The organism is Paenarthrobacter sp. C1, assembly GCF_049315185.1.
Classification (GTDB): domain Bacteria; phylum Actinomycetota; class Actinomycetes; order Actinomycetales; family Micrococcaceae; genus Arthrobacter; species Arthrobacter nicotinovorans.
The window spans coordinates 4,471,916-4,490,633 of sequence record NZ_CP186052.1; the positions used below are offsets into that span (position 1 = coordinate 4,471,916).

Sequence of the window (18,718 nt, forward strand, 5' to 3'; positions counted from 1 at the left end):
CTGCTGGGGGTTGTTTCAATGACGGAAATTCAGGGACGGCTGGCTTTCACTACGGACTTCGGCCGGGACATGGAACTCCAGGAATACGGCCTTGATCCGGCAGTGGATTCCGTCCTCCTTCCCAACGCCGCAGTCATGAGCGCCCTGCAAAACCTTGTACGGCTCGCCACTGAGCTTTGCGGTGCCCCGTTTGGGGTAGTCAATATCATCAGCGCCAAATACCAGCACCAAATCGGGGCCTGGGGCGTGGAGCCCGGTGTCTGTTCCCGGGAGGACTCGATGTGCGCCAAGGTCTTCCTCTCCCGGGAGCGGACGGTGGTGGCAGACGCTTCCCGGGATCCACGCTTTGCCGACAACCCTTTTGTCACGGGAGAAATAGGCAACGTCCGCTTCTACGCGTCGGTGCCGCTGCAAACCGAATCGGGCTTCGTGCCGGGAACCTTGTGTGTTTTCTCGGACGAGACCAAGGAACTGAGCCAGGAACAGCTCGGGATGTTGGAGGTCCTGGCCAAGCAGGTGGTTGAGCTCCTGGAACTTCAGCACCGTACCGCCCAGCTGGACCGCACCTATTCCGAGCTCAGGGCAAGCAACGCCAAGCTCGCAGGATTCGCCGGACGGGTAAGCCATGACCTGCGCATCCCCCTGACCACCATCCTCGGATACGTCGAACTGGTGGAGGACGACCCCGACATTGAGCCCAACAGCCCCGCTGCACGGTACCTGGACCGCATTGGCGCCAGCGGGCGGCGGATGCTGGGGATGCTGGAAGACGTCCTCAGCTACTCACGCGTCGGTGGCGGCATCCAGCCTGCCCGCGTCTCGCTGCTCGAGGTCACCCAAGAGGTGGTGAGGGATCTTGGAATAGAGAACGACGGAATCGTCGACGTCCAGGACATCACTGTGCACGCGGACCGTGGGCAGCTGCGGACACTCCTGCAGAACCTGCTGTCCAACGCCATGAACTACCGCAGCCCCGAGCGGGATCCCAGGGTCAGCATCAGCGGTGTTTCCAATTACCATGGCGCAACCGTCTACGTCGCGGACAACGGCAAGGGCATCAAACCCGAGGACCGCGACAAAGCTCTGGAACCCTTGGTGCGGCTGCGCCGGGAAGGCGACGGTCCGGGCTCCGGGCTGGGCCTGGCAACCTGCAGCAGCATCGCGAAGGCCCACGGCGGCGACCTCAGCATCGCCGAAACGCCTGGCGGCGGCACCACTATTGCGGTGAGCTTTCCGGCCGGGACGTAGAAGCCGGGCTACTTTGCGGCCTTGTCTTTCCCAGGCTTCTTGTCGCTCTTGCCATCGCTCTTGGTCTTGGCAATGTCCGCGCCGTTCATATCTGCCGGAGACTGGCCTGAGGGGGCCTGGACGGGGAGGTCCTGAACGGGGATGCCCTGCACCACCGGTTCCGGGGCTTGCTCCGGCACCGATGTCACTGGCACGTTGACTACTTCCGCCGGCACAACCGCGGAGGGCGAAGGAGCTGCCGGCACCGGAAGGATCGGCGAGGAAGGTTGCGGATCGGCCTGCGACACACCGTTATCGGAAGGCTGGGACGGGTCGGCTGTATTGCCGGCCGAGGAGAGCCCCTGGGAAAGCACCAGCAGGGCGAGGGGAATGGCCACTGCTGCAGCTGCCACACCCCGGGCGGTCTTGGGCCGCCGTTTACTGAAGTCACGGATTCCAGCAACCGTCGCCGGTTTCCTGTTCCGCGGCCGGATAGCCGCCGGTCGGGTGGCAAGGCCACCCGCATTGGGCGTCAACGCCGTCGGCGCCTGAAGCGGAGTCCGCTGCGGGACAGGCGGAAGGATCGCAGTCCTGCGCCCTGATTGGACACCCTCCTCCGACAGCGCTTGCTCCACGTCCTGGGCCGCGGGTCGTTTTTCCGGGTCCATGTCCGTCATCGCCTCCAGGAGGGAGCGCAGCGGAGCAGGCAGTTCCAGCGGAATCTGCGGGGCTCTATGAAGGCGCGCCGAGGCTGTCTCCACCGGCGTACCCGGATACTCCGCATGACCTGTCAGGCATTCCAGGAGCACCAGGCCCAGCGAGTAGATGTCGCTTTTTGGCGTCAGGTGCAGGCCCTGCGCCTGCTCCGGGCTGAGATACTGCGCCGTGCCAACAGTGAATCCGGTCGCGGTGAGGCGGTTATCGTTCATCACCAGGGCGACCCCAAAGTCCGCCAGCTTCACCGACTGAGCCAGCCCGTCGTCGTCGGACACCAGGATGTTGGCCGGCTTGATGTCACGGTGGATGACGCCGTGTTCGTGGACCTGGGACAAGGCTCCGGCGATCCGGATCCCGATCCGCGCGGTTTCGGGAACAGTGAGCGGCCCGTCGGCCAGGAGGGCACGCAGGTCCCGCCCTTGGGCGAGTTCCATGACCAGGTAGGCACGTTCTTCGTCGTTGCGCGTATCGACGCCCGCGTCAAAGGCTGCCACCAGTCCGGGATGGTCGAAGGCAGCGAGGAGGCGCATTTCGGTTTCCTGGCGGGTGCGGAACGATTCGTCGCCGGAGCCGGGAAGGAAGATCTTTACAGCAACCTCACGGCCGAGGACCAGGTCAGTCGCCTGATGGACAGTGGACATGGCGCCGCGGCCCAGAAGGGGTCCAAGTTGGTAACGGCCGCCGAGTGCGCCGCTTGTTTCCGTGCCGTTCACGGAATCGGGGGCGCCAGCGCCCACGGTTATTTCGTTGTAGCCCACGGTTGTCACGTCCTTTGGGACCACCTGGCGCGGCACGGACCCAATCTCTGCCCGCCGGTACCAAGTAATGCCGTCAATCACATTTCACGTAGCCGCTTGGCCGGTTGCTTCAGCCCTCGCGGCCTGAGCAACTCAGCTCAAACAGCATCATCCGGTTTCACCAGATAAGTCATCAGGATACTGATTAAATCACGGTAAGGACAATGGGGCGCTTCACGAAGGGCCTCATCAGGGCGATACGCCCGTCCGCCGTCGGGCGTTTCCGTACGTGACGCAGGGAACTGCGCCCCTTTGGCCGGCAGGGCACAATGGGAAGCATGACCCTCACAACTTTCGCCCTCGTCCGCCATGGCCAGACCGACTGGAACGCGGAGCGCCGGTTGCAGGGAGCCACTGACATCCCCTTGAACGACGTCGGGCGCGGCCAGGCGCGCGACGCCGTCGCCTTCCTGTCCGGCCAGCAATGGGACACGGTAGTGTCCTCGCCGCTGAGCCGGGCGGCAGAAACGGCGGAAATCATCGCCGACGGACTGGGACTCTCCGTGGCCCGGCTGGTGCCGGACCTCACTGAGCGCAGCTTTGGGCCGGCGGAAGGTTTGCAGGCCGGACCGGAACTGGAGGCCTTGCGCATCCCCGGCGGTTTCCGCGGTGGCGAAAGTGACGACGACGCTGCCGCGCGCGGCATTGCTGCGCTGGAGTCCCTGGCCCAGGAGTTCGCAGGCAAGCGCGTTCTGGTGGTTGCCCACGGCACGCTGATCCGGCTGACGTTGAGCCGCGCGATTGGCCGCACCCTGGACAGTGTCCAGAACGCTGTGTTGAACCTCGCCCACCATCACCCTGTTGACGGCTGGCAGCTTGAGTACTTCAACGGCGAGCGCATCGCGGCAGACGTTCAGGCCTGAACAGGCCTTTCCGGAGCAAGTCTCCTGGCTTCCTCAAGCAGGCCGGCTACCCAGTCTTCCATTGCCCCACCAAGGTGGCGGGCAAGGAACGTTCCGGCTCCGGGAAGATCGAAGACTGCGATTGCCTGGTTCCCGGCTGACCCTGGCCCCGCATAAAACGTCACCTTGCCCCGATGAATCCCGGCGATGTCGAAGCAAAGCGTGGTCCTGGAATTGAGGGATGATGCCCATGCAGCGATCGATTCGGGCGTGAAGGTATTGATGGCCGCTACTCCCTTGGACGCCGACTGACCGGACGCAGGTTAAGTAGCGGAAAAGGCAGGATCGTGACGCGGAAGTCCTATTTGGCCTGAAGCCGCGACTTCAATTGTTCGGTGTAGTCCGTGTACGCCGCCGCAATTTCTTCCAGGTCCACCGTTTGCGGGAAGTCGATGACCGGCTGGCGTTCGGCGAGGTAGCTGGTGGTTTCTTCCACGATCCGCTGCTCATCAATGCCTTCGAGCCCCACCTCGGCCAGGAACGCGGGATTGGTGTGGATCAGGGATTCCCCGGATTGCCCTTCCGAAGCCCAACGCACCAGGTACTCGTTCTGATTCACCAATTCGATGTCGAATGTCTGCTCCATGGCAGCAGCCTACGCCGCTGGGCGGCAGGGCCGGACCAGCCCCGCACCGGACGCAGAAAGCGCACGACGGCGGAGGCCGCCGTCGTGCGCTTCTTTCGTTGGCTGTGGCTGCTAGATCTCGGGGCGCCGTTCGACGACGGTGTGGGGATCGCCGCGGCGCTCAACGACCGTGCGGCGGGTCCTGTTGGACATGGCGATCGAAATGATGAGGCCGATGACTCCCACCACTATCAGGATGTAACCGACCAGGACCTGGTCCAGGAAAGGGATGATTCCGGGGGCGAGCGCGAAAGCCAGAATAGCTCCGATGGCAATCAGGGCAATGGAAGAACCGATTCTCATAACGTGCTCCTCATGTATGTCCGGCGCATGTACAGGGCGTGGCCGGATCCGTGTCATCAGGATACTTATGATTTACCGTGCCCGCCAGCCATCAGAAGACACGGCTGCTAGTGGCCGTACCGCGCAGCCACCCGGCCGATGGCGTCCTCAGGGGTCGGCACAGGACCGAAGACCTGCTCCTGGCGGGTAGTGTCCGCAACATACTTCCCGGTCTCGAACCACGCCACCATGCTGGCCATGTCCGCCACCAGGGGAAGGACCTTGGCGGTGACCTTGCCGAGCCCGTTGATGGCCCCGGCCGGAACAGACCGCACCCTGATCTCCCTCCCCGCCCGACGACCTGCGATTCCGGCCGCCTCCTGCATGCTAAGCGGCCGCGTCCACCCGATATCGATGCGCTCGCCGTCCACAATGTCAGCGTCAACGGCAGCTGCCAGGTAAGCGGCGAGATCGCTTGCCAAAACGAACGTCAGCCGCGCGTCCTTGGAACCGAGCCACACGAAACGCCCCTTCGCGAAAGGATCCCCGCCCATTCCCACAGCCTGGTCGAAGAACGCGCCGGGACGCAGCGCGACAAACGGTACGCCGAGTTCCTCGAACTTGTCCTCCGCCAGTTTCTTGTTCCAGAAATGCGGGATCTGGGGTGTTTCGTCGCAGGTGAGAATGCTGATCAACACGAAGCGCGGCACGGAGGCGTACTTGGCAGCGACGGCCAGGTTGCTGTTGCCGTAGCTGTCGATCACCTTGGCATTCCTGTCATTCCGGGTATAGCCGGCCGCCGTCGAAATTGCTGCGGAAACGCCCGTCATGGCCGCGATCAGCGAGGCGGTATCCAGCATGTCGCCGCGGACGACCTCAACCCCTTTGGCCTCCAGCTTGGCGGCTTTGGAGCCCGGGCGAACCAGCGCACGGACTTTCCTGCCGCGGCGCAACAGCTCATCAACCACTTGGCCGCCCAGGAAACCCGTGGCGCCAACAACAAGGACAGGCAGGTCTTCGGCCACAACTTCTCCTCAGGGTTTTGTTCCTACGACAGTGGTAGCACGCACTCGAAAGCGAGACCAGACCCAAACCCCGGCGACGACTGCCGCCGTCGAGCCTCAACCAAGGAGGCCGGCGACGCAGACTAGGATCGGTTCCATGGCCAGGATCGAGGACTACGCAATCATCGGGGACCTGAACACTGCCGCCCTGGTGGGGCGGAACGGGTCCATTGACTGGATGTGCCTGCCGAGGTTCGACTCGCCCGCCTGCTTTGCGGCGCTTCTGCACACGCCCGAAGCCGGGCGCTGGCTCCTGGCACCTGCCGGCACTCCCGACGGCGGCAACAGCACCCGCCGCGCGTACCGGGAAGACACCCTCATCCTGGAGACTGTCTGGGAAGTCGACGGCGGTTCGGTGAAGGTCATCGACTTCATGCCCGTCCGCGACGACGCCGTGGACCTCGTGCGGATCGTCGAAGGCTTGTCAGGCGAGGTGGACATGCATATGGAACTGGTCCTCCGCTTCGACTACGGCAGCGTCGTGCCCTGGGTGCGTCGCAGCAAGCACGGCATCAGCGCCGTTGCCGGGCCGGATTCCGCCTACCTCACCACCCACGCCCCGCTCATGGGTCGGGAAAACCGGACCTACAGCGACTTCACCGTCCGTGCCGGTGACCGGGTCCCGTTCGTTCTGCGGTGGGCACCCAGCCATGAGCGTGAACCCCGGCGCATCGACCCCCTGCGGGCGCTTGACGCCACGGAATCGTACTGGCTCGAGTGGATCGGCCGCAGCCAGATAGCTGGGAGGTACAAGGAGCCGGTCGAGAGGTCCCTCATCACCCTCAAAGCGCTCACCTACGCCCCCACCGGTGGCATCGTGGCCGCCGCCACGACGTCCCTGCCCGAACAGATAGGCGGCCCGCGGAACTGGGACTACCGGTACTGCTGGCTGCGCGACGCCACCCTGACGCTGCAATCTCTGCTCGCCGCGGGCTACACGGAAGAGGCCTCCGCCTGGCGGGACTGGCTGCTGCGGGCCATCGCCGGCGACCCCTCGCAACTTCAGATCGTGTACGGACTCGACGGCGCGCGCAGGCTTCCGGAGGCCGATATTCCGTGGCTGTCCGGGTATGGAGGTTCGGCGCCTGTCCGAACCGGGAACGCGGCAGCTCCGCAGCTTCAACTGGATGTGTGGGGCGAAGTCCTGGACGGACTTTCACTGACCCGGGCCGCTTTCAAGGACACCGTCGACAATTCCTGGGACATCCAGGTGGCGTTGATGGAATACCTCGAAGGGGCCTGGAACCAGCCGGACAACGGGCTGTGGGAAATGCGCGGACCCCGCCGGGACTTCACCCATTCAAAAGTCATGGCGTGGGTAGCGGCCGACCGCATGGTCAAAGCCGTGCGGACCTCCGGACTGCCCGGCCCGCATGACCGCTGGGCGGCGCTACGCAGCGAAATCCACAATGACGTCATGACCAAGGGCTTCGACGAGGACCTCAACAGCTTCGTACAGTCCTACGGGAGCAAGGAACTGGATGCGAGCCTGCTGCTGGTCCCCCGCGTGGGTTTCCTGCCGCACCGGCATCCGCGCGTGGCCGGGACCGTGGACGCCGTCCGGAAGGGCCTTACGGAGGACGGACTGGTTCTTCGGTACCGGACCCAGTCCGGACACGACGGATTACCTGGCGACGAAGGGGTCTTCCTGGCCTGTTCGTTCTGGCTGGTGGACGCGTTGCTTGGCATCGGGCGCACAGACGAAGCCACAGAACTCTTCGAGCGGCTGCTCAGCCTGCGCAACGACGTCGGCCTGCTGAGCGAAGAGTGGGATCCCCGCACCAAACGGCAACTGGGCAACACTCCCCAGGCGTTCAGCCACTTCCCGCTGATTCACAGTGCATTGCAACTGCACCACGGGGAGGCCCGCAAGAGCGACACCCCGTTTGGCGGCGCCGGGAGTTCCAGTGGCTCTACCCTTCGGAATGATCCCCGTCTTCAGTAGCCTCACCCTTGTGGCGCGCCTCTTCCAGATGCAGGTCAAGCTTGCGCTCGGCTTCGCGCCTGCGTTGCCCGACGGTCCGCATCTGTTGGGTTGTTGGAGCTCCCGCATCCTCTGACGCAATGCCGGCCGGCTCGGCGGGCTGGTATTTCTCTTGTTCGCCCATAGGAAGATCGTCCCATCGTCGCGGCTTTTGCGATAGCGGCAGTTTCCAGACCGGAACGGTCCTGACGTCCGACGGCGACCTCCCGCCGTCGAGCATGTCCAATACTTGGGTGCGTGGCCGGCCACGGGTAGCGTGAGCCGCAGACGAGTTGCCCCACCGCGAGCGAACGAATCCAAGGAGTTGCCCCGTGAGCAGATCCCACCACACGTCCCACCACGAACCGGACACCGCCGTCGAACTCAATCCCCTGTTCAGCAGGCCCGGAGAATCCACCATCTTTCCCCGGTTCACCCTTCCGGACGGTGAATCCCTCCCCGCCACCGCATACCAGGTTGTCCACGACGAGGCGATGCTGGACGGCAATTCCCGTTTGAACCTCGCAACGTTCGTAGGGACGTGGATGGAGACCGAAGCGTCCACCCTGTACGCCGAGACGTTCGACAAGAACATGATCGACAAGGACGAGTACCCCCAAACCGCACTCATCGAAACCCGGTGCTGGCGGATGCTCGCCGATCTGTGGAACTCACCGGATCCAGGGAAAAGCATTGGCACGTCCACCATCGGATCCTCCGAAGCCTGCATGCTGGGCGGACTGGCCTTGAAACGGCGCTGGCAACACGCACGCCGCAAGGCCGGCAAGCCAACCGACAAACCCAACCTCGTCCTGAGTTCAGCAGTCCAGGTGTGCTGGGAAAAGTTCTGCAACTACTGGGAAGTTGAACCCCGCTTTGTGCCGGTCTCTGCCGAACATCCCATGCTGGACGGCCACGACCTGGACCAATACGTGGACGAAAACACCATTGGGGTCGTCGCCATCCTCGGTGTCACCTACACAGGCCGTTACGAACCCGTCCAGCTGATCTCCGATGCGCTGGATGCGATCCAGGCAAGCCGCGGCCTGGACATCCCAATCCACGTTGACGGCGCGTCCGGTGCGATGGTGGCACCTTTCCTCCAGCCCGAAACTGTGTGGGATTTCAGGCTCCCCCGGGTCGCCTCGATCAACACCTCCGGACACAAATACGGACTGGTCTACCCGGGCCTGGGTTGGGTGGTGTGGCGGGACGCGGATGCGCTCCCCGAAGACCTGATCTTCCACGTCAGTTACCTGGGCGGCGACATGCCCACGTTCGCGCTGAACTTCTCCCGGCCCGGGGCCCAGGTCCTCCTGCAGTACTACCTGTTCCTCCGGCTCGGTTTTGCAGGGTACAAGTCCGTCCAGGCCACTTCCCGGGATGTAGCCCTGTACCTCTCCAGCGAGATTGGAGCCATGGACGCATTCACCCTCTGGAGCGACGGCTCGGATATCCCCGTTTTCGCCTGGCAGCTCACGGAGGGCTACACGGACAAATGGAACCTCAAGCACTTGTCCGAACGCCTCCGCATGAACGGCTGGCTGGTGCCCGCCTATCCCTTGCCTGATGGCCTGAGTGAGGTAACAGTCCAGAGAATCGTGGTGCGGAACGGATTCACCCGTGATCTCGCTTCCAGTTTTCTGGCCGACCTCACCAAGGCAGTGGAGTACCTCGACAGCCTCACGTCACCCATGCCCATGGACAAACAGCCTGAGGGCTTCCACCACTAAACATGCGAAGGAGAGGATTCCCATGTGCCGTCTTTTCGGGCTGCATGCAGGCGCCCAAGCAGTGCGGGCAACGTTTTGGCTCTTGAATGCACCGGACAGCCTCTCGGCCCAAAGCCGGCGGGAACCCGATGGCGCAGGAATCGGAACCTTCGACGCGGCCGGCAAGGCACACGTTTTCAAACAGCCGATGGCAGCGTGGGAGGACCACGCCTTCGCCCGTGAAGCCCGTGACCTGAAAAGCACCACGTTCCTGGCTCACGTGCGGTACGCCAGCACCGGCGCCCTCACCATGGTCAACACGCACCCATTCGAGCAGGACGGCCGGCTCTTCGCCCATAACGGGGTGCTGCGGGGCCTGGAAAAACTTGATCGTCGCCTTGTTGAGCTCGAGGCCATGGACCTGGTGCTGGGCCAGTCGGACAGCGAGCGTCTTTTCGCGCTCATTACCGCCGAGACCAGGGCCGCCGACGGGGACATCCAGGCGGGCATAGTGGCCGCCGTTGCCTGGGTAGCCAAGGAACTGCCCGTATTCAGCCTCAATTTCATCCTGACAACGGCCACGGATATGTGGGCACTCAGGTACCCGGCGACGCACGATCTCTACATGCTTGAACGCCGCCCGGCTGCCAAACCCAGCCCCCTCGACGTCCAAAGCGCACGGATCCGCTCCCACAGCTCCGAACTCTCCCGGTCCCCGCACGTCCTCCTCGCCACCGAGCCAATGGATCAAAACCCCGGCTGGCGACCCATGGCGTCGGGCGAGCTGGTTCACGTCGGACCGGACCTGACGGTGACATCCACTATCGCCTTCCCCGATGCCCCGACCTACCCGCTTAGCCTCGCCGACCTCGAACCGGCCGCGGCAGCGTCGCAGGCACGGTGACCTCGGCTGCCTTAGTCCGCACTTTTGGCGAGCAGACGACGACGGCGAGCTGCCGCCGTCGTGGGGCTGGTCACCTGTGCCTGGTCAGGCAGGGCACCCGCCAACGATGGCGTTGATGGCTTCTGCAGCCGTCGGAGCAGCGAGGTCCGGTGCGGGAAGCCCCTCAGGCCAGGTCTTGCCTCGGGATACCCAAGCGGTTTTCAGGCCTGCTCCGCTGCCGCCCAGGATGTCCGCCGTCGGGTGGTCGCCGATCATCACGCCGCCGCTCAATGACTCCCCTATGCGGTCGGCAGCGAGGCGGAAAATCCCAGGGTCCGGCTTCTTTACTCCTGCGGCCTCGGAAATAACTACGTCGTCAACGTGCGGTTCGAGGCCGAGGCTGCGGACTTTGAGCGCCTGCTGCGTCGTCGGGCCGTTGGTAACGATGCACACCTTCCAACGCGCTTCACGGGCGTTCCGAAGGGCGACCACGACAGTCTCATCCAGTGTCATCAAGGGCACGTGGTCAAAGAGCAACATCTTCATGAGAGACGTCGGTTCCGGCGAGGCATCGAAGCGCTCCCCAATGGCACGCACCAGGGAATCACGGGGTTCGTAGCCGTCCCTGTCCAATTCAATGAGCCACGCCGTGTCCTGTGCGGATCCCCCGAGCGCACCAACAAAGGAAGAGGCCCAGGTGTTGAATGCTGCTGCCCTGTCCACGAGGGTATTGTCGAGGTCAACAAGCAGCAGCATTCCCCCAGAATACGATCCCGGAAGGCCGGGGGCGGCAGCCTGCCGTGCGGTGTGCTGGAAGTTTGTCCACATACGGTGGGGCTGTCCACATACGGTGGTTGAGGGCTTCTGGCGTTCTTGAGGGTCTGACAGGCTTGATCCATGGATGGGATTGGGCAGCTCGTGGGACCTGGGACAGCGTCTCCCGGTCATGATGGAGCGCGTTCAGACCATGAAGGAACTCCCTCATCAGGCCTGCTTCGTGGAAGGGTGCCAACGTCCGTTGCCCAATGCCCTTCCGGCGACTTGCCCCGGCCATCCCTGAACGACGGTAGAGATGCCCTTCTCCTGGCACAGACGGCGCTCGGTTCTTATCTTGACGATGCTTCCGAGGCGTTGGTCGAGCTGGGTAGTTCGGTCGCTGCCGATGCCCGGTTGTTTGGCTTTGGGGAGGCTGCTGATTTTGCGGGCCGGGTAGAGGATCTGTCTCGGCAGCTTGAGTACGTGCAGGTCGTCGCGGCGCAGGCTGTGGAGCGGACCCGGACCGAGGCGCAGCGTGCGGTGCCGGCACAGCAGCCCGGACAGTCCCCGGCGTCCGGCGCCCAGGAATGGCGGACGGGCTGGACCGAGCCCGCCGGTGAGTCAGAAGGCGGCGGTGGCGGTGGATCCGTCCCGGCTGCTGCTGCTGATGGTGCTGGTGGTGGTGATGGTGGTGGTGGCAGTGTTTTGGATGATGGGTACCGGAACGCAGCGGAGTTCCTGCGGGCCCGGTTGAGGATCGGGATCGGCGAAGCACGGCGCAGGCTCGCCCTCGCGAACGAGGTCCTGCCCGGGGCCGGAATAACCGGCCAGGAAATCCCGGCCCGTCGACAAAGACTCGCCGACGCCCTCCACACCGGACAGGTCCCATCCCGGTCCGCGACGATCATCAGCACCGCCCTGGACAAAGCCCAACACTTCACCGACCCGGACACCCTCACCGGCATGGAACACGCCCTCACCACCACCGCCACACAATCCGACCCCGACTTCGTCACCAAAATGGCCAACCGCTGGATCGACCACATCGACCACAACGGCCCCGAACCCACCGAAGAAGCCCTCCGCCACGTCCAAGGCGCGTTCCTCCGACGCCAACGCCGCCACGGACTCCACCACCTGGAAATCTTCGCCACCACCGAACAATACGAAACCCTCACCACCGCCATGAACGCCACCACCAACCCACGACTCACCAACACCACCGGCCCTGACCAAGGCGCGGTTCAAAGCACGGTTCAGGGCACCGCCCTAGGCGCTGACCACGGCACGGCTACCGCGTCGGCACCGGCTGCAGGTGATTCGAACCGTGCGGGCCCCGGACTGGACCGGCGCTCCCGCGCCCAGAAACTCCTCGACGGCCTCATCGGAGCCTGCGCCGTAGCCATGACCACCGGGAAACTGCCCAGCAACGGCGGACTCCGACCCCAACTCACCGTCACCATCGACCACCACGACCTCTTCCAACAACTCACCCACACCACCACGAGCGCCACAAAAGAAACCAACACCCCGAAGCAGCCGGGCCTCCGGAACACTGTCAGTACCGGCACCGCGACCTTCACCGGCCCGATCCACCCCAACACCATCCGCAAAATCGCCTGCGACGCCGACATCCTCCCCGTCCTGCTCGGCACCGACTCCCAAATACTCGACATCGGCCGCACCACCCGGATCTTCCCACCCCACATCCGCAAAGCCATCACCGCCCGCGACGGCGGCTGCGCGTTCCCCGACTGCACCCTCCCCGCACCCTGGTGCGAAGCCCACCACATCACCTACTGGTCACAAGGCGGCACCACAGGAACAAACAACGCCACCCTGCTCTGCTCCCACCACCACCACCTCATCCACAAAGAACACTGGCGCATCACCATCCAAAACGGCGTCCCCTGGTTCATCCCCCCACCCCACATCGACCCCCACCAAACACCCCGACGCAACCACCACCACACACCACCCAAAACATGACACCGGGCGATAAGCCTGATCAAACCGCTCCGCAAAAGTCAGATGAGGGGCGCCCGTGGGAAACGCGACGCCAAGCACCCTGAAGCGGACTCAACCAGGGTTGCCGTGCAAGGTCACGGCGATGGTGGTCGCGTTCAGGGCGAAGGATGACGGCGGGCTACCTCCACTGGCTAGCTCCAGGACCCGGGCCTCACACCTCAGGCCACGGGACCAAGTCCAGCCGGAATCAATGCGAGGTGGGCCAGCCCGTGTACGACTCCGCCAGGTACGCCTTGGCATGCTCGGACGTAACCACCGAGTGCAGCTCACCGAGCTGGCGGGCGCGGTCGAAATCGTCGGCTCCCGGGACGGTGTGCAGCATGGACGTCATCCAATAGGAGAAGTGCTGCGCCTTCCAAACCCGGTCCAGGGCGCGATCACTGTAGGAGTCCAGGAGGGCCGTGGAGCCGTTGGCGTAGAAGGAGTCGAGCCCTTCGAAGAGCACTTTGACATCATGGATGGCCAGGTTCAGGCCTTTGGCCCCCGTCGGCGGGACCGTGTGGGCGGCGTCGCCTGCGAGGAAGAGGTTGCCGTGGCGCATGGGCGTGTGCACGAAGCTGCGGAACGGCAGGACCATCTTCTCCAGGACCGGGCCTTCCTTGAGCTCGAACCCGTTGCCATTGACGCGCTTGCGGAACTCGGTCCAGATTCGTTCGTCGTCCCAGTCGGCCACGTTTTCCTTGGGATCACATTGGAAGTACATGCGCTGCACCGTCTCGGTGCGCTGGCTGATCAAGGCGAAGCCGTCTTTGGAATTGGCGTAGATCAGCTCGTCGGCGCTGCGGGGGGCTTCTGCCAAGATGCCGAACCACGCAAACGGGTACTCGTGGAAATACCACTTGCGATCAGCTTCGGGGATCTGGAAGCGGCAGTGGCTGCGGGATCCGTCGGCACCGACGAGGAAGTCAGCCTGGATCTCGAACTCCTGCCCTTCCGAGTCAGTGAACCAGACCTTCGGTTTGCCTTCGAGGTCATGCACGGTGGTATCCGAGACGCTGTACCTGACGTCGCCGCCGTCAGCCTCCCGACGGGCGGCGAGATCCATGAAAACGTCTGTCTGCGGGTACAGCCACACGGACTCGCCAACGAGTTCCTTGAAATTAATGCGGTGGCTTTCACCGTTGAAGCGCAGCTCGATGCCGTCGTGCCGGTCGCCCTCGCGGAGCACTCTGTCCGACACCCCTGAGTCGACCAGCAGGTTCACCGTGCCGTGCTCCAGGATTCCGGCGCGAACTGTTTCCTGGATGTCCTTGCGGCTGCGGATTTCAACCACCACGGAGTCGATTCCCTGCCTGGCCAGCAGATGGGAAAGCATGAGCCCGGCAGGGCCTCCGCCCATGATGGCTACCTGGGTGCTGATGGGTGTGCGTGTCATGATTCCTCGCTTCGTTGCGGATCCCCGCGCTTCGAATGGCTGGGATGAGCTTGGAATCAGTGTGGCCCGAACGGAGTGACTGGCGTTACACCACTTCCATTGAACGGAAGTTGTGATTGTTATCGCCCAGCTGGCGTCCGATGCCACGCGCCGCGGTCTGCAACGCCGGCACCAGCGCTTGGAGCCGCATCTCGGCCAAGGGAACCACCACCCCGAGGGCCGCCACCGTCCGGCGCTTGCTGTCCAGTATGGGCACAGCGATTCCCCAAGTATCCGGATCAACAACGCCCGCCAGCTGGGCATAGCCTTGCTGCGCGGCTTCGGCCAGGAGATGACGCACGACGTCGGCGGTAACCTTTCCCGCCGGGTCGCGGAAGTGCTTGAGGTACTCCGCCTGCAGCTCCCGTGGTTGGTTGGCCATGAGGGCCAGGCCGGCAGACGAAATATGGACGGGCATCCGCCCGGCGACCCGCGCCCTGTTGGCCACGGACCCGCGCCGGGAAAGGCGCTCCACGAACAGCGCTTCCCAGCCTTCGAGGATGGCCAGGTTGACGTTCTGGTTGAGGACCTGCTGAATGTCCTCCATGAACGGCATGGCAGCCTGACGCAGGGCCAGCGTGGGCGAATTGCGGTTGACCAGTTCCCATAAGCGCAGCCCGAGGCGCACCGTCCCGCCCGCGCCAAGATCCAGCAGCCCCTGCTGGGAAAGCTGGCGGACCAGGCGGTGGGCGGAGGACAACGGAAGGCCCGCCCGTTCAGCGAGTTCGGTCAGCTGCAGCGATGTCACGCCCTCGGGAAACGCCGCGATCAACCGCACGACGCGTTCGACCACGGAGTCGCCGGATGATGAGTTGGCCACCGTTCACCACCTTTCTGAAAGCGCGTAAGGGACGACGCACGAAACTGCGCGATGGCACTAAGCTGACGCCACCCAGCGGAATTATCGATTCCATTCAATGGTAGGACGTGTGCCGCGTTACAAAGAGTGGTGATACAACTCTCGTAACTAACCGGACGTTCAGGCGACCGGAACCCTAGCAACGAGGACGCTATGCCAACGATGTCATCTGCCCGCCGCTCCCAATGGCCCGTGTGGCTTTGCTGGCTGGCCATGGTCCTGGACGGTTTCGACCTTGTGGTCCTCGGGACCGTTATTCCAACACTGATCAAGACCGGGGAACTAGGTTTTGACGCCGTGGGAGCCACGTTCGCAGCCACCATCTCCCTGGTCGGCGTTGGCTTGGGAGCACTCTTCATTGCACCGCTCTCGGACAAGTTCGGTCGCCGCAGGCTGCTGATCGCCTGCGTGGCGGGCTTCTCGGTTTTCACCATCGCCGTGGCGTTCGCCCCCAATGTGGCGGTTTTCTCGGCGATGCGTCTCCTTGCAGGCCTCGGCCTTGGTGCGTGCCTGCCTGCAGCCCTGGCGTACATGAACGACTACGCCCCTTCCGGTACGGCAGGAAAATCCACCACCAGGACCATGACCGGATACCACGTGGGCGCCGTGGCCACCGCGCTGCTGGCCATCATCATCGTTCCGAACTGGCGTCTCATGTTCATCATTGGTGGAGTCGCCGGGCTGGTGCTCCTGCCCTTCCTGTGGGCGAAGCTTCCCGAGTCGCTGCCTGAAGCAGCCCCGGCCCGGGCGGGTGGGGCGCCCAAGCCCGCAGCCGGCGTCGCGCGTTCCGCAAATCCCGCAGCCAAGAACGGTTTCCGGGACCTGCTCCAAAAGCCGTATCCGGTAGTCGCCCTGGGAATTGGCGTGGCGTCATTCATGGGATTGCTGCTGGTTTACGGCCTCAACACCTGGCTGCCCCAGCTCATGGCTGCCGCCGGATATCCGGTCAGCACGGGCCTGACGCTGCTGCTCGTCCTGAACCTCGGGGCTGTTGCCGGGCTGTTCCTGGCCGGGGTCCTGGCCGACAAGCACGGGACCAAGAAAATCGTGCTGCTCTGGTTTGGGCTGTCAGCTGTCTTCCTGGCCATCCTGAGCGTCAAAATCCAGAACGAATTCCTGCTCAACGCCGCCGTGTTCGTTACGGGCATCTTCGTGTTCAGTTCACAGGTGCTGGTCTACGCCTGGGTGAGCCAGTTGTTCCCGCCACGGCTCCGCGGAACGGCCCTCGGCTTCGCTGCCGGAGTGGGCCGGCTTGGTGCCATTGTCGGCCCAGCCGTGACAGGAACCCTGGTTGCGGCCAACATCGCGTACCCAGCGGGCTTCTACGTGTTTGCCGCCGCCGGCGTGCTAGCTGTCGTGGCGCTGGTCTTGGTCCCGCATGAGGTCAAAAACAGCGAGGAAACCGTCACGGCCGACCACTAAGCGATCCCTGGATTCCAAGGACTCCGGTGGAGGGACTCCGTGGTACCCAGCAACTGGGGCACGGCGTCGAAGCAGCGGTCGCTGGACTTCCTCAGCTCCGGGAGCGCCGCTACCGCCGAGTCGAAATGATCCTCACGAATCATCATCTCGATGGCCCGGCACTGGCTTTCAGTTTCCACCGCGCCCACCATGGCCGAGGAGATCTTGAGGCTAAGGACCGCGTCCATGCTGGCGTCGAGGTCGTGCCCGCACAGTCCATTGGAAAGCCTGAGGATCCTTTCGGGCAGCATGGTGAGGTACGTGGAGAGGAAACGCAGCGCCAGCCGGGAGTCGCCCAACTCCTCGGCCAGCGCTTGCAGCTTGCGAGGTTCCAGCGGACTCGACCCCGGGTGGGGTGCCGCCCGGTCACTCACCGCTTGCTGCCTGGGGCTGTGCGACGCCTTCCGGCGCCGACTTGCTGGGGTCTTTCGTCCAGATGGAGGCCAGCATCCCGATGACCAGGATGGCTGGTGCGCCGTACATCAGGGTGTTAAGGACCATCGGTTCCCGGATGGCCCTGATCGCGTTGCCGACATAGGGGATGGTGGCGACCTGCTTGTCCACGGTTTTGCCTTGAAGAGTGGCGATCCAGGGATCGATGCCGTTGTTGGCGTCGCCCTTCGTCTGGACAGCTACCCCGCCGTCCGCCGTGGTGGTGATTTCGGTGATGCGGTGGGTTTCCACCCGCTGGTCTTCCACCGGAATGTGGTAGGTGATGATGTCGCCCACTTTGACGTCCTCGATGGGCGTCGGCACGGTCACCACCACGTCACCGGGGTTGATCAGGGGAGCCATGGAACCGGTCAGCATGGTGGAGGTCTGGTAGCCAAGAACGCGTGGCCCGATCGCGAGGAACAGGAACACCAGCGCGCCAAGAACCAGCAAGGCCACGGCAATCACCTTGGCCACGGTGCCGGCAACGCGGCGGATGGCACTTTTGGGGGCAGGGGCTTCAGCCCGGGTCTCGACGACAGTTTCTACGGCAGCAGTTTCGACGACGGCAGTTTCGACGACGGCGACGGCGGCCGGCTGCGAGGCAGCGGCCCTGGAAGCCGGGATGTTCGCAGCGGAACGCCGGCCATGGAGTGCTGGTCCGTTGAGGGTCTCGATGGTGCTCATGTCCTGACGTTCCTTTCGTTCAGTGGGCAAATCATTCAGTGCGGTAGATCGTTCAGTTGGTGCTGCACCGGCGGACCTGATCGGGCAGGGGGGCGCCCGACCAGGCCCGGCGGGGTTTGGGGTGGTCTATTTGGTGGTTTCGGTGCGTTGGGTGCCGGTGAAGGCGAAGGCGATGGTGGAGGTGGCGCCTTGGAAGGTGTTGTCCGCGGTGGTGGGGAACGCGGTGGTGACTTTGAGGTTGTCGGTCTTGGCCGAGGTCAGGGAGGTGAGGCTGTTCAGGGTTTTGTTCGCTGCGATGACGGGGCCGTTGGCCAGGACGGTGGTTTTGGTGCCGGCGCAGGTGTAGGGGGCGGCGGTGCCGGTCCAGGGGGTGGAGCAGTTTTCGATGGTCAGTTGCAGCCCGTTGGTGGTGTCGGTGGTGAGGAGGGAGGCGGTGGCGCCGGCGGAGGTGGTGAGGGTGACGTTGTTCAGGTCGGAGTTGCCGGTGTTGGCCAGGGTGACGAGTTTTTCGACTTTGTCGCCGGGCAGCAGGCCCGCGATGGGGACGTTGAGGGTGTTGGCTGGTCCGGGGGCGCCCAGGGCGATGGTGACGGTGCCTGCGGTGACGGCTTGGGAGGCGGAGGTGGAGGAGGTGAACGCGCCGTAGGTTCCCATGCCGGCGACGGCGGCTGCGGTGCCGACCAGTGCGACGGAGGCGAGGATTTTGCCGGAGGTGGTCTTGAGGCTGATGGCCATGGGGATCAGTGTCCTTTCGTGTGGCCACCGTGAGACCGGCCGGCCGTTTCTTCAGCCTGTGTGGCTGACAAGAAATACTTTGCCGGGCCTGGATCAAGAACCAATCCTGCAAACCCACAACACTTCCTCAGGAAACCCTCAAGAAAACCGCAGCACCCCAAGCACCATGTGAAA

18 protein-coding genes are annotated in these 18,718 nt (G+C 64.0%); 7 read left to right on the forward strand and 11 right to left on the reverse strand.

The features are described from left to right. The first annotated feature begins 18 nt into the window (after positions 1–18). Positions 19–1,248 carry a GAF domain-containing sensor histidine kinase gene (locus ACNAOU_RS20945; protein ID WP_039243357.1) on the forward strand — a complete coding sequence of 410 codons (1,230 nt, stop codon included), beginning with the start codon at positions 19–21 and terminating at the stop codon, positions 1,246–1,248. Between the two features lie 8 nt (positions 1,249–1,256). Here the strand turns inward: ACNAOU_RS20945 and ACNAOU_RS20950 are convergent, their stop codons facing one another. Next, entirely contained in the window at positions 1,257–2,702 is a 1,446-nt protein-coding gene (locus ACNAOU_RS20950) for a protein kinase domain-containing protein (protein WP_422757666.1), read from the reverse strand. Positions 2,703–3,010: 308 nt separating this feature from the next. Between ACNAOU_RS20950 and ACNAOU_RS20955 the strand changes: the two genes are divergently transcribed. Next, positions 3,011–3,604, forward strand: a complete 594-nt coding sequence (locus tag ACNAOU_RS20955) for a histidine phosphatase family protein (protein ID WP_018779785.1) — start codon at positions 3,011–3,013, stop codon at positions 3,602–3,604. A gap of 340 nt (positions 3,605–3,944) precedes the next feature. Here ACNAOU_RS20955 and ACNAOU_RS20960 read toward each other — a convergent pair whose 3' ends face one another. From ACNAOU_RS20960 to ACNAOU_RS20970, 3 genes are all read right to left on the reverse strand, one after another. Beyond that, positions 3,945–4,229, reverse strand: a complete 285-nt coding sequence (locus tag ACNAOU_RS20960) for a hypothetical protein (RefSeq protein WP_018779784.1) — start codon at positions 4,227–4,229, stop codon at positions 3,945–3,947. Positions 4,230–4,340: 111 nt separating this feature from the next. Continuing rightward, positions 4,341–4,571, reverse strand: coding sequence for a DUF6458 family protein (locus ACNAOU_RS20965; protein ID WP_018779783.1), 231 nt, complete (start codon positions 4,569–4,571; stop codon positions 4,341–4,343). Between the two features lie 107 nt (positions 4,572–4,678). Then, positions 4,679–5,575 (reverse strand): SDR family oxidoreductase, encoded by an 897-nt coding sequence (locus ACNAOU_RS20970; RefSeq protein WP_422757667.1) that lies wholly within the window; start codon positions 5,573–5,575, stop codon positions 4,679–4,681. 136 nt (positions 5,576–5,711) lie between these two features. Between ACNAOU_RS20970 and ACNAOU_RS20975 the strand changes: the two genes are divergently transcribed. Continuing rightward, positions 5,712–7,559 carry a glycoside hydrolase family 15 protein gene (locus ACNAOU_RS20975; protein ID WP_422757668.1) on the forward strand — a complete coding sequence of 616 codons (1,848 nt, stop codon included), beginning with the start codon at positions 5,712–5,714 and terminating at the stop codon, positions 7,557–7,559. On the opposite strand, the gene ACNAOU_RS20980 is transcribed toward ACNAOU_RS20975, so the two are convergent. Continuing rightward, the gene (locus tag ACNAOU_RS20980; RefSeq protein ID WP_026267446.1) at positions 7,528–7,722 is read right to left on the reverse strand and encodes a hypothetical protein; all 195 of its coding nucleotides are present in this window, start codon (positions 7,720–7,722) and stop codon (positions 7,528–7,530) included. The genes ACNAOU_RS20975 and ACNAOU_RS20980 overlap by 32 nt on opposite strands. Positions 7,723–7,909: 187 nt before the next feature. Here ACNAOU_RS20980 and ACNAOU_RS20985 point away from each other — a divergent pair, with 187 nt between their 5' ends. Next, the gene (locus ACNAOU_RS20985) at positions 7,910–9,310 is read left to right on the forward strand and encodes a glutamate decarboxylase (RefSeq protein ID WP_422757669.1); all 1,401 of its coding nucleotides are present in this window, start codon (positions 7,910–7,912) and stop codon (positions 9,308–9,310) included. 22 nt (positions 9,311–9,332) lie between these two features. After that, positions 9,333–10,193, forward strand: coding sequence for a class II glutamine amidotransferase (locus ACNAOU_RS20990; protein WP_018779779.1), 861 nt, complete (start codon positions 9,333–9,335; stop codon positions 10,191–10,193). An 84-nt stretch (positions 10,194–10,277) separates the two neighbouring features. On the opposite strand, the gene ACNAOU_RS20995 is transcribed toward ACNAOU_RS20990, so the two are convergent. Beyond that, on the reverse strand, positions 10,278–10,928 hold the full coding sequence (locus ACNAOU_RS20995) for an HAD family hydrolase (protein ID WP_422757670.1): 651 nt from the start codon (positions 10,926–10,928) through the stop codon (positions 10,278–10,280). A 249-nt stretch (positions 10,929–11,177) separates the two neighbouring features. Between ACNAOU_RS20995 and ACNAOU_RS21000 the strand changes: the two genes are divergently transcribed. Beyond that, positions 11,178–12,917: a DUF222 domain-containing protein gene (locus tag ACNAOU_RS21000; protein WP_422757671.1), complete on the forward strand. Its 1,740-nt coding sequence runs from the start codon at positions 11,178–11,180 to the stop codon at positions 12,915–12,917. Between the two features lie 226 nt (positions 12,918–13,143). Here ACNAOU_RS21000 and ACNAOU_RS21005 read toward each other — a convergent pair whose 3' ends face one another. Both ACNAOU_RS21005 and ACNAOU_RS21010 read right to left on the reverse strand, forming a co-directional pair. Then, on the reverse strand, positions 13,144–14,331 hold the full coding sequence (locus ACNAOU_RS21005; protein ID WP_064723928.1) for a 4-hydroxybenzoate 3-monooxygenase: 1,188 nt from the start codon (positions 14,329–14,331) through the stop codon (positions 13,144–13,146). A gap of 85 nt (positions 14,332–14,416) precedes the next feature. Next, positions 14,417–15,190, reverse strand: a complete 774-nt coding sequence (locus tag ACNAOU_RS21010) for an IclR family transcriptional regulator (RefSeq protein WP_018780355.1) — start codon at positions 15,188–15,190, stop codon at positions 14,417–14,419. A gap of 192 nt (positions 15,191–15,382) precedes the next feature. On the opposite strand from ACNAOU_RS21010, the gene ACNAOU_RS21015 reads away from it, so the two are divergent. After that, positions 15,383–16,651 carry an MFS transporter gene (locus tag ACNAOU_RS21015; RefSeq protein ID WP_422757672.1) on the forward strand — a complete coding sequence of 423 codons (1,269 nt, stop codon included), beginning with the start codon at positions 15,383–15,385 and terminating at the stop codon, positions 16,649–16,651. On the opposite strand, the gene ACNAOU_RS21020 is transcribed toward ACNAOU_RS21015, so the two are convergent. From ACNAOU_RS21020 to ACNAOU_RS21030, 3 genes are all read right to left on the reverse strand, one after another. After that, positions 16,648–17,064 (reverse strand): Hpt domain-containing protein, encoded by a 417-nt coding sequence (locus ACNAOU_RS21020; RefSeq protein ID WP_422757673.1) that lies wholly within the window; start codon positions 17,062–17,064, stop codon positions 16,648–16,650. The genes ACNAOU_RS21015 and ACNAOU_RS21020 overlap by 4 nt on opposite strands. Beyond that, positions 17,057–17,809, reverse strand: coding sequence for a signal peptidase I (locus tag ACNAOU_RS21025; protein WP_422757674.1), 753 nt, complete (start codon positions 17,807–17,809; stop codon positions 17,057–17,059). The genes ACNAOU_RS21020 and ACNAOU_RS21025 overlap by 8 nt, the downstream gene beginning before the upstream one ends. Before the next feature lie 126 nt (positions 17,810–17,935). After that, positions 17,936–18,544 carry a TasA family protein gene (locus ACNAOU_RS21030; RefSeq protein WP_422757675.1) on the reverse strand — a complete coding sequence of 203 codons (609 nt, stop codon included), beginning with the start codon at positions 18,542–18,544 and terminating at the stop codon, positions 17,936–17,938. Positions 18,545–18,718: the final 174 nt, after the last annotated feature.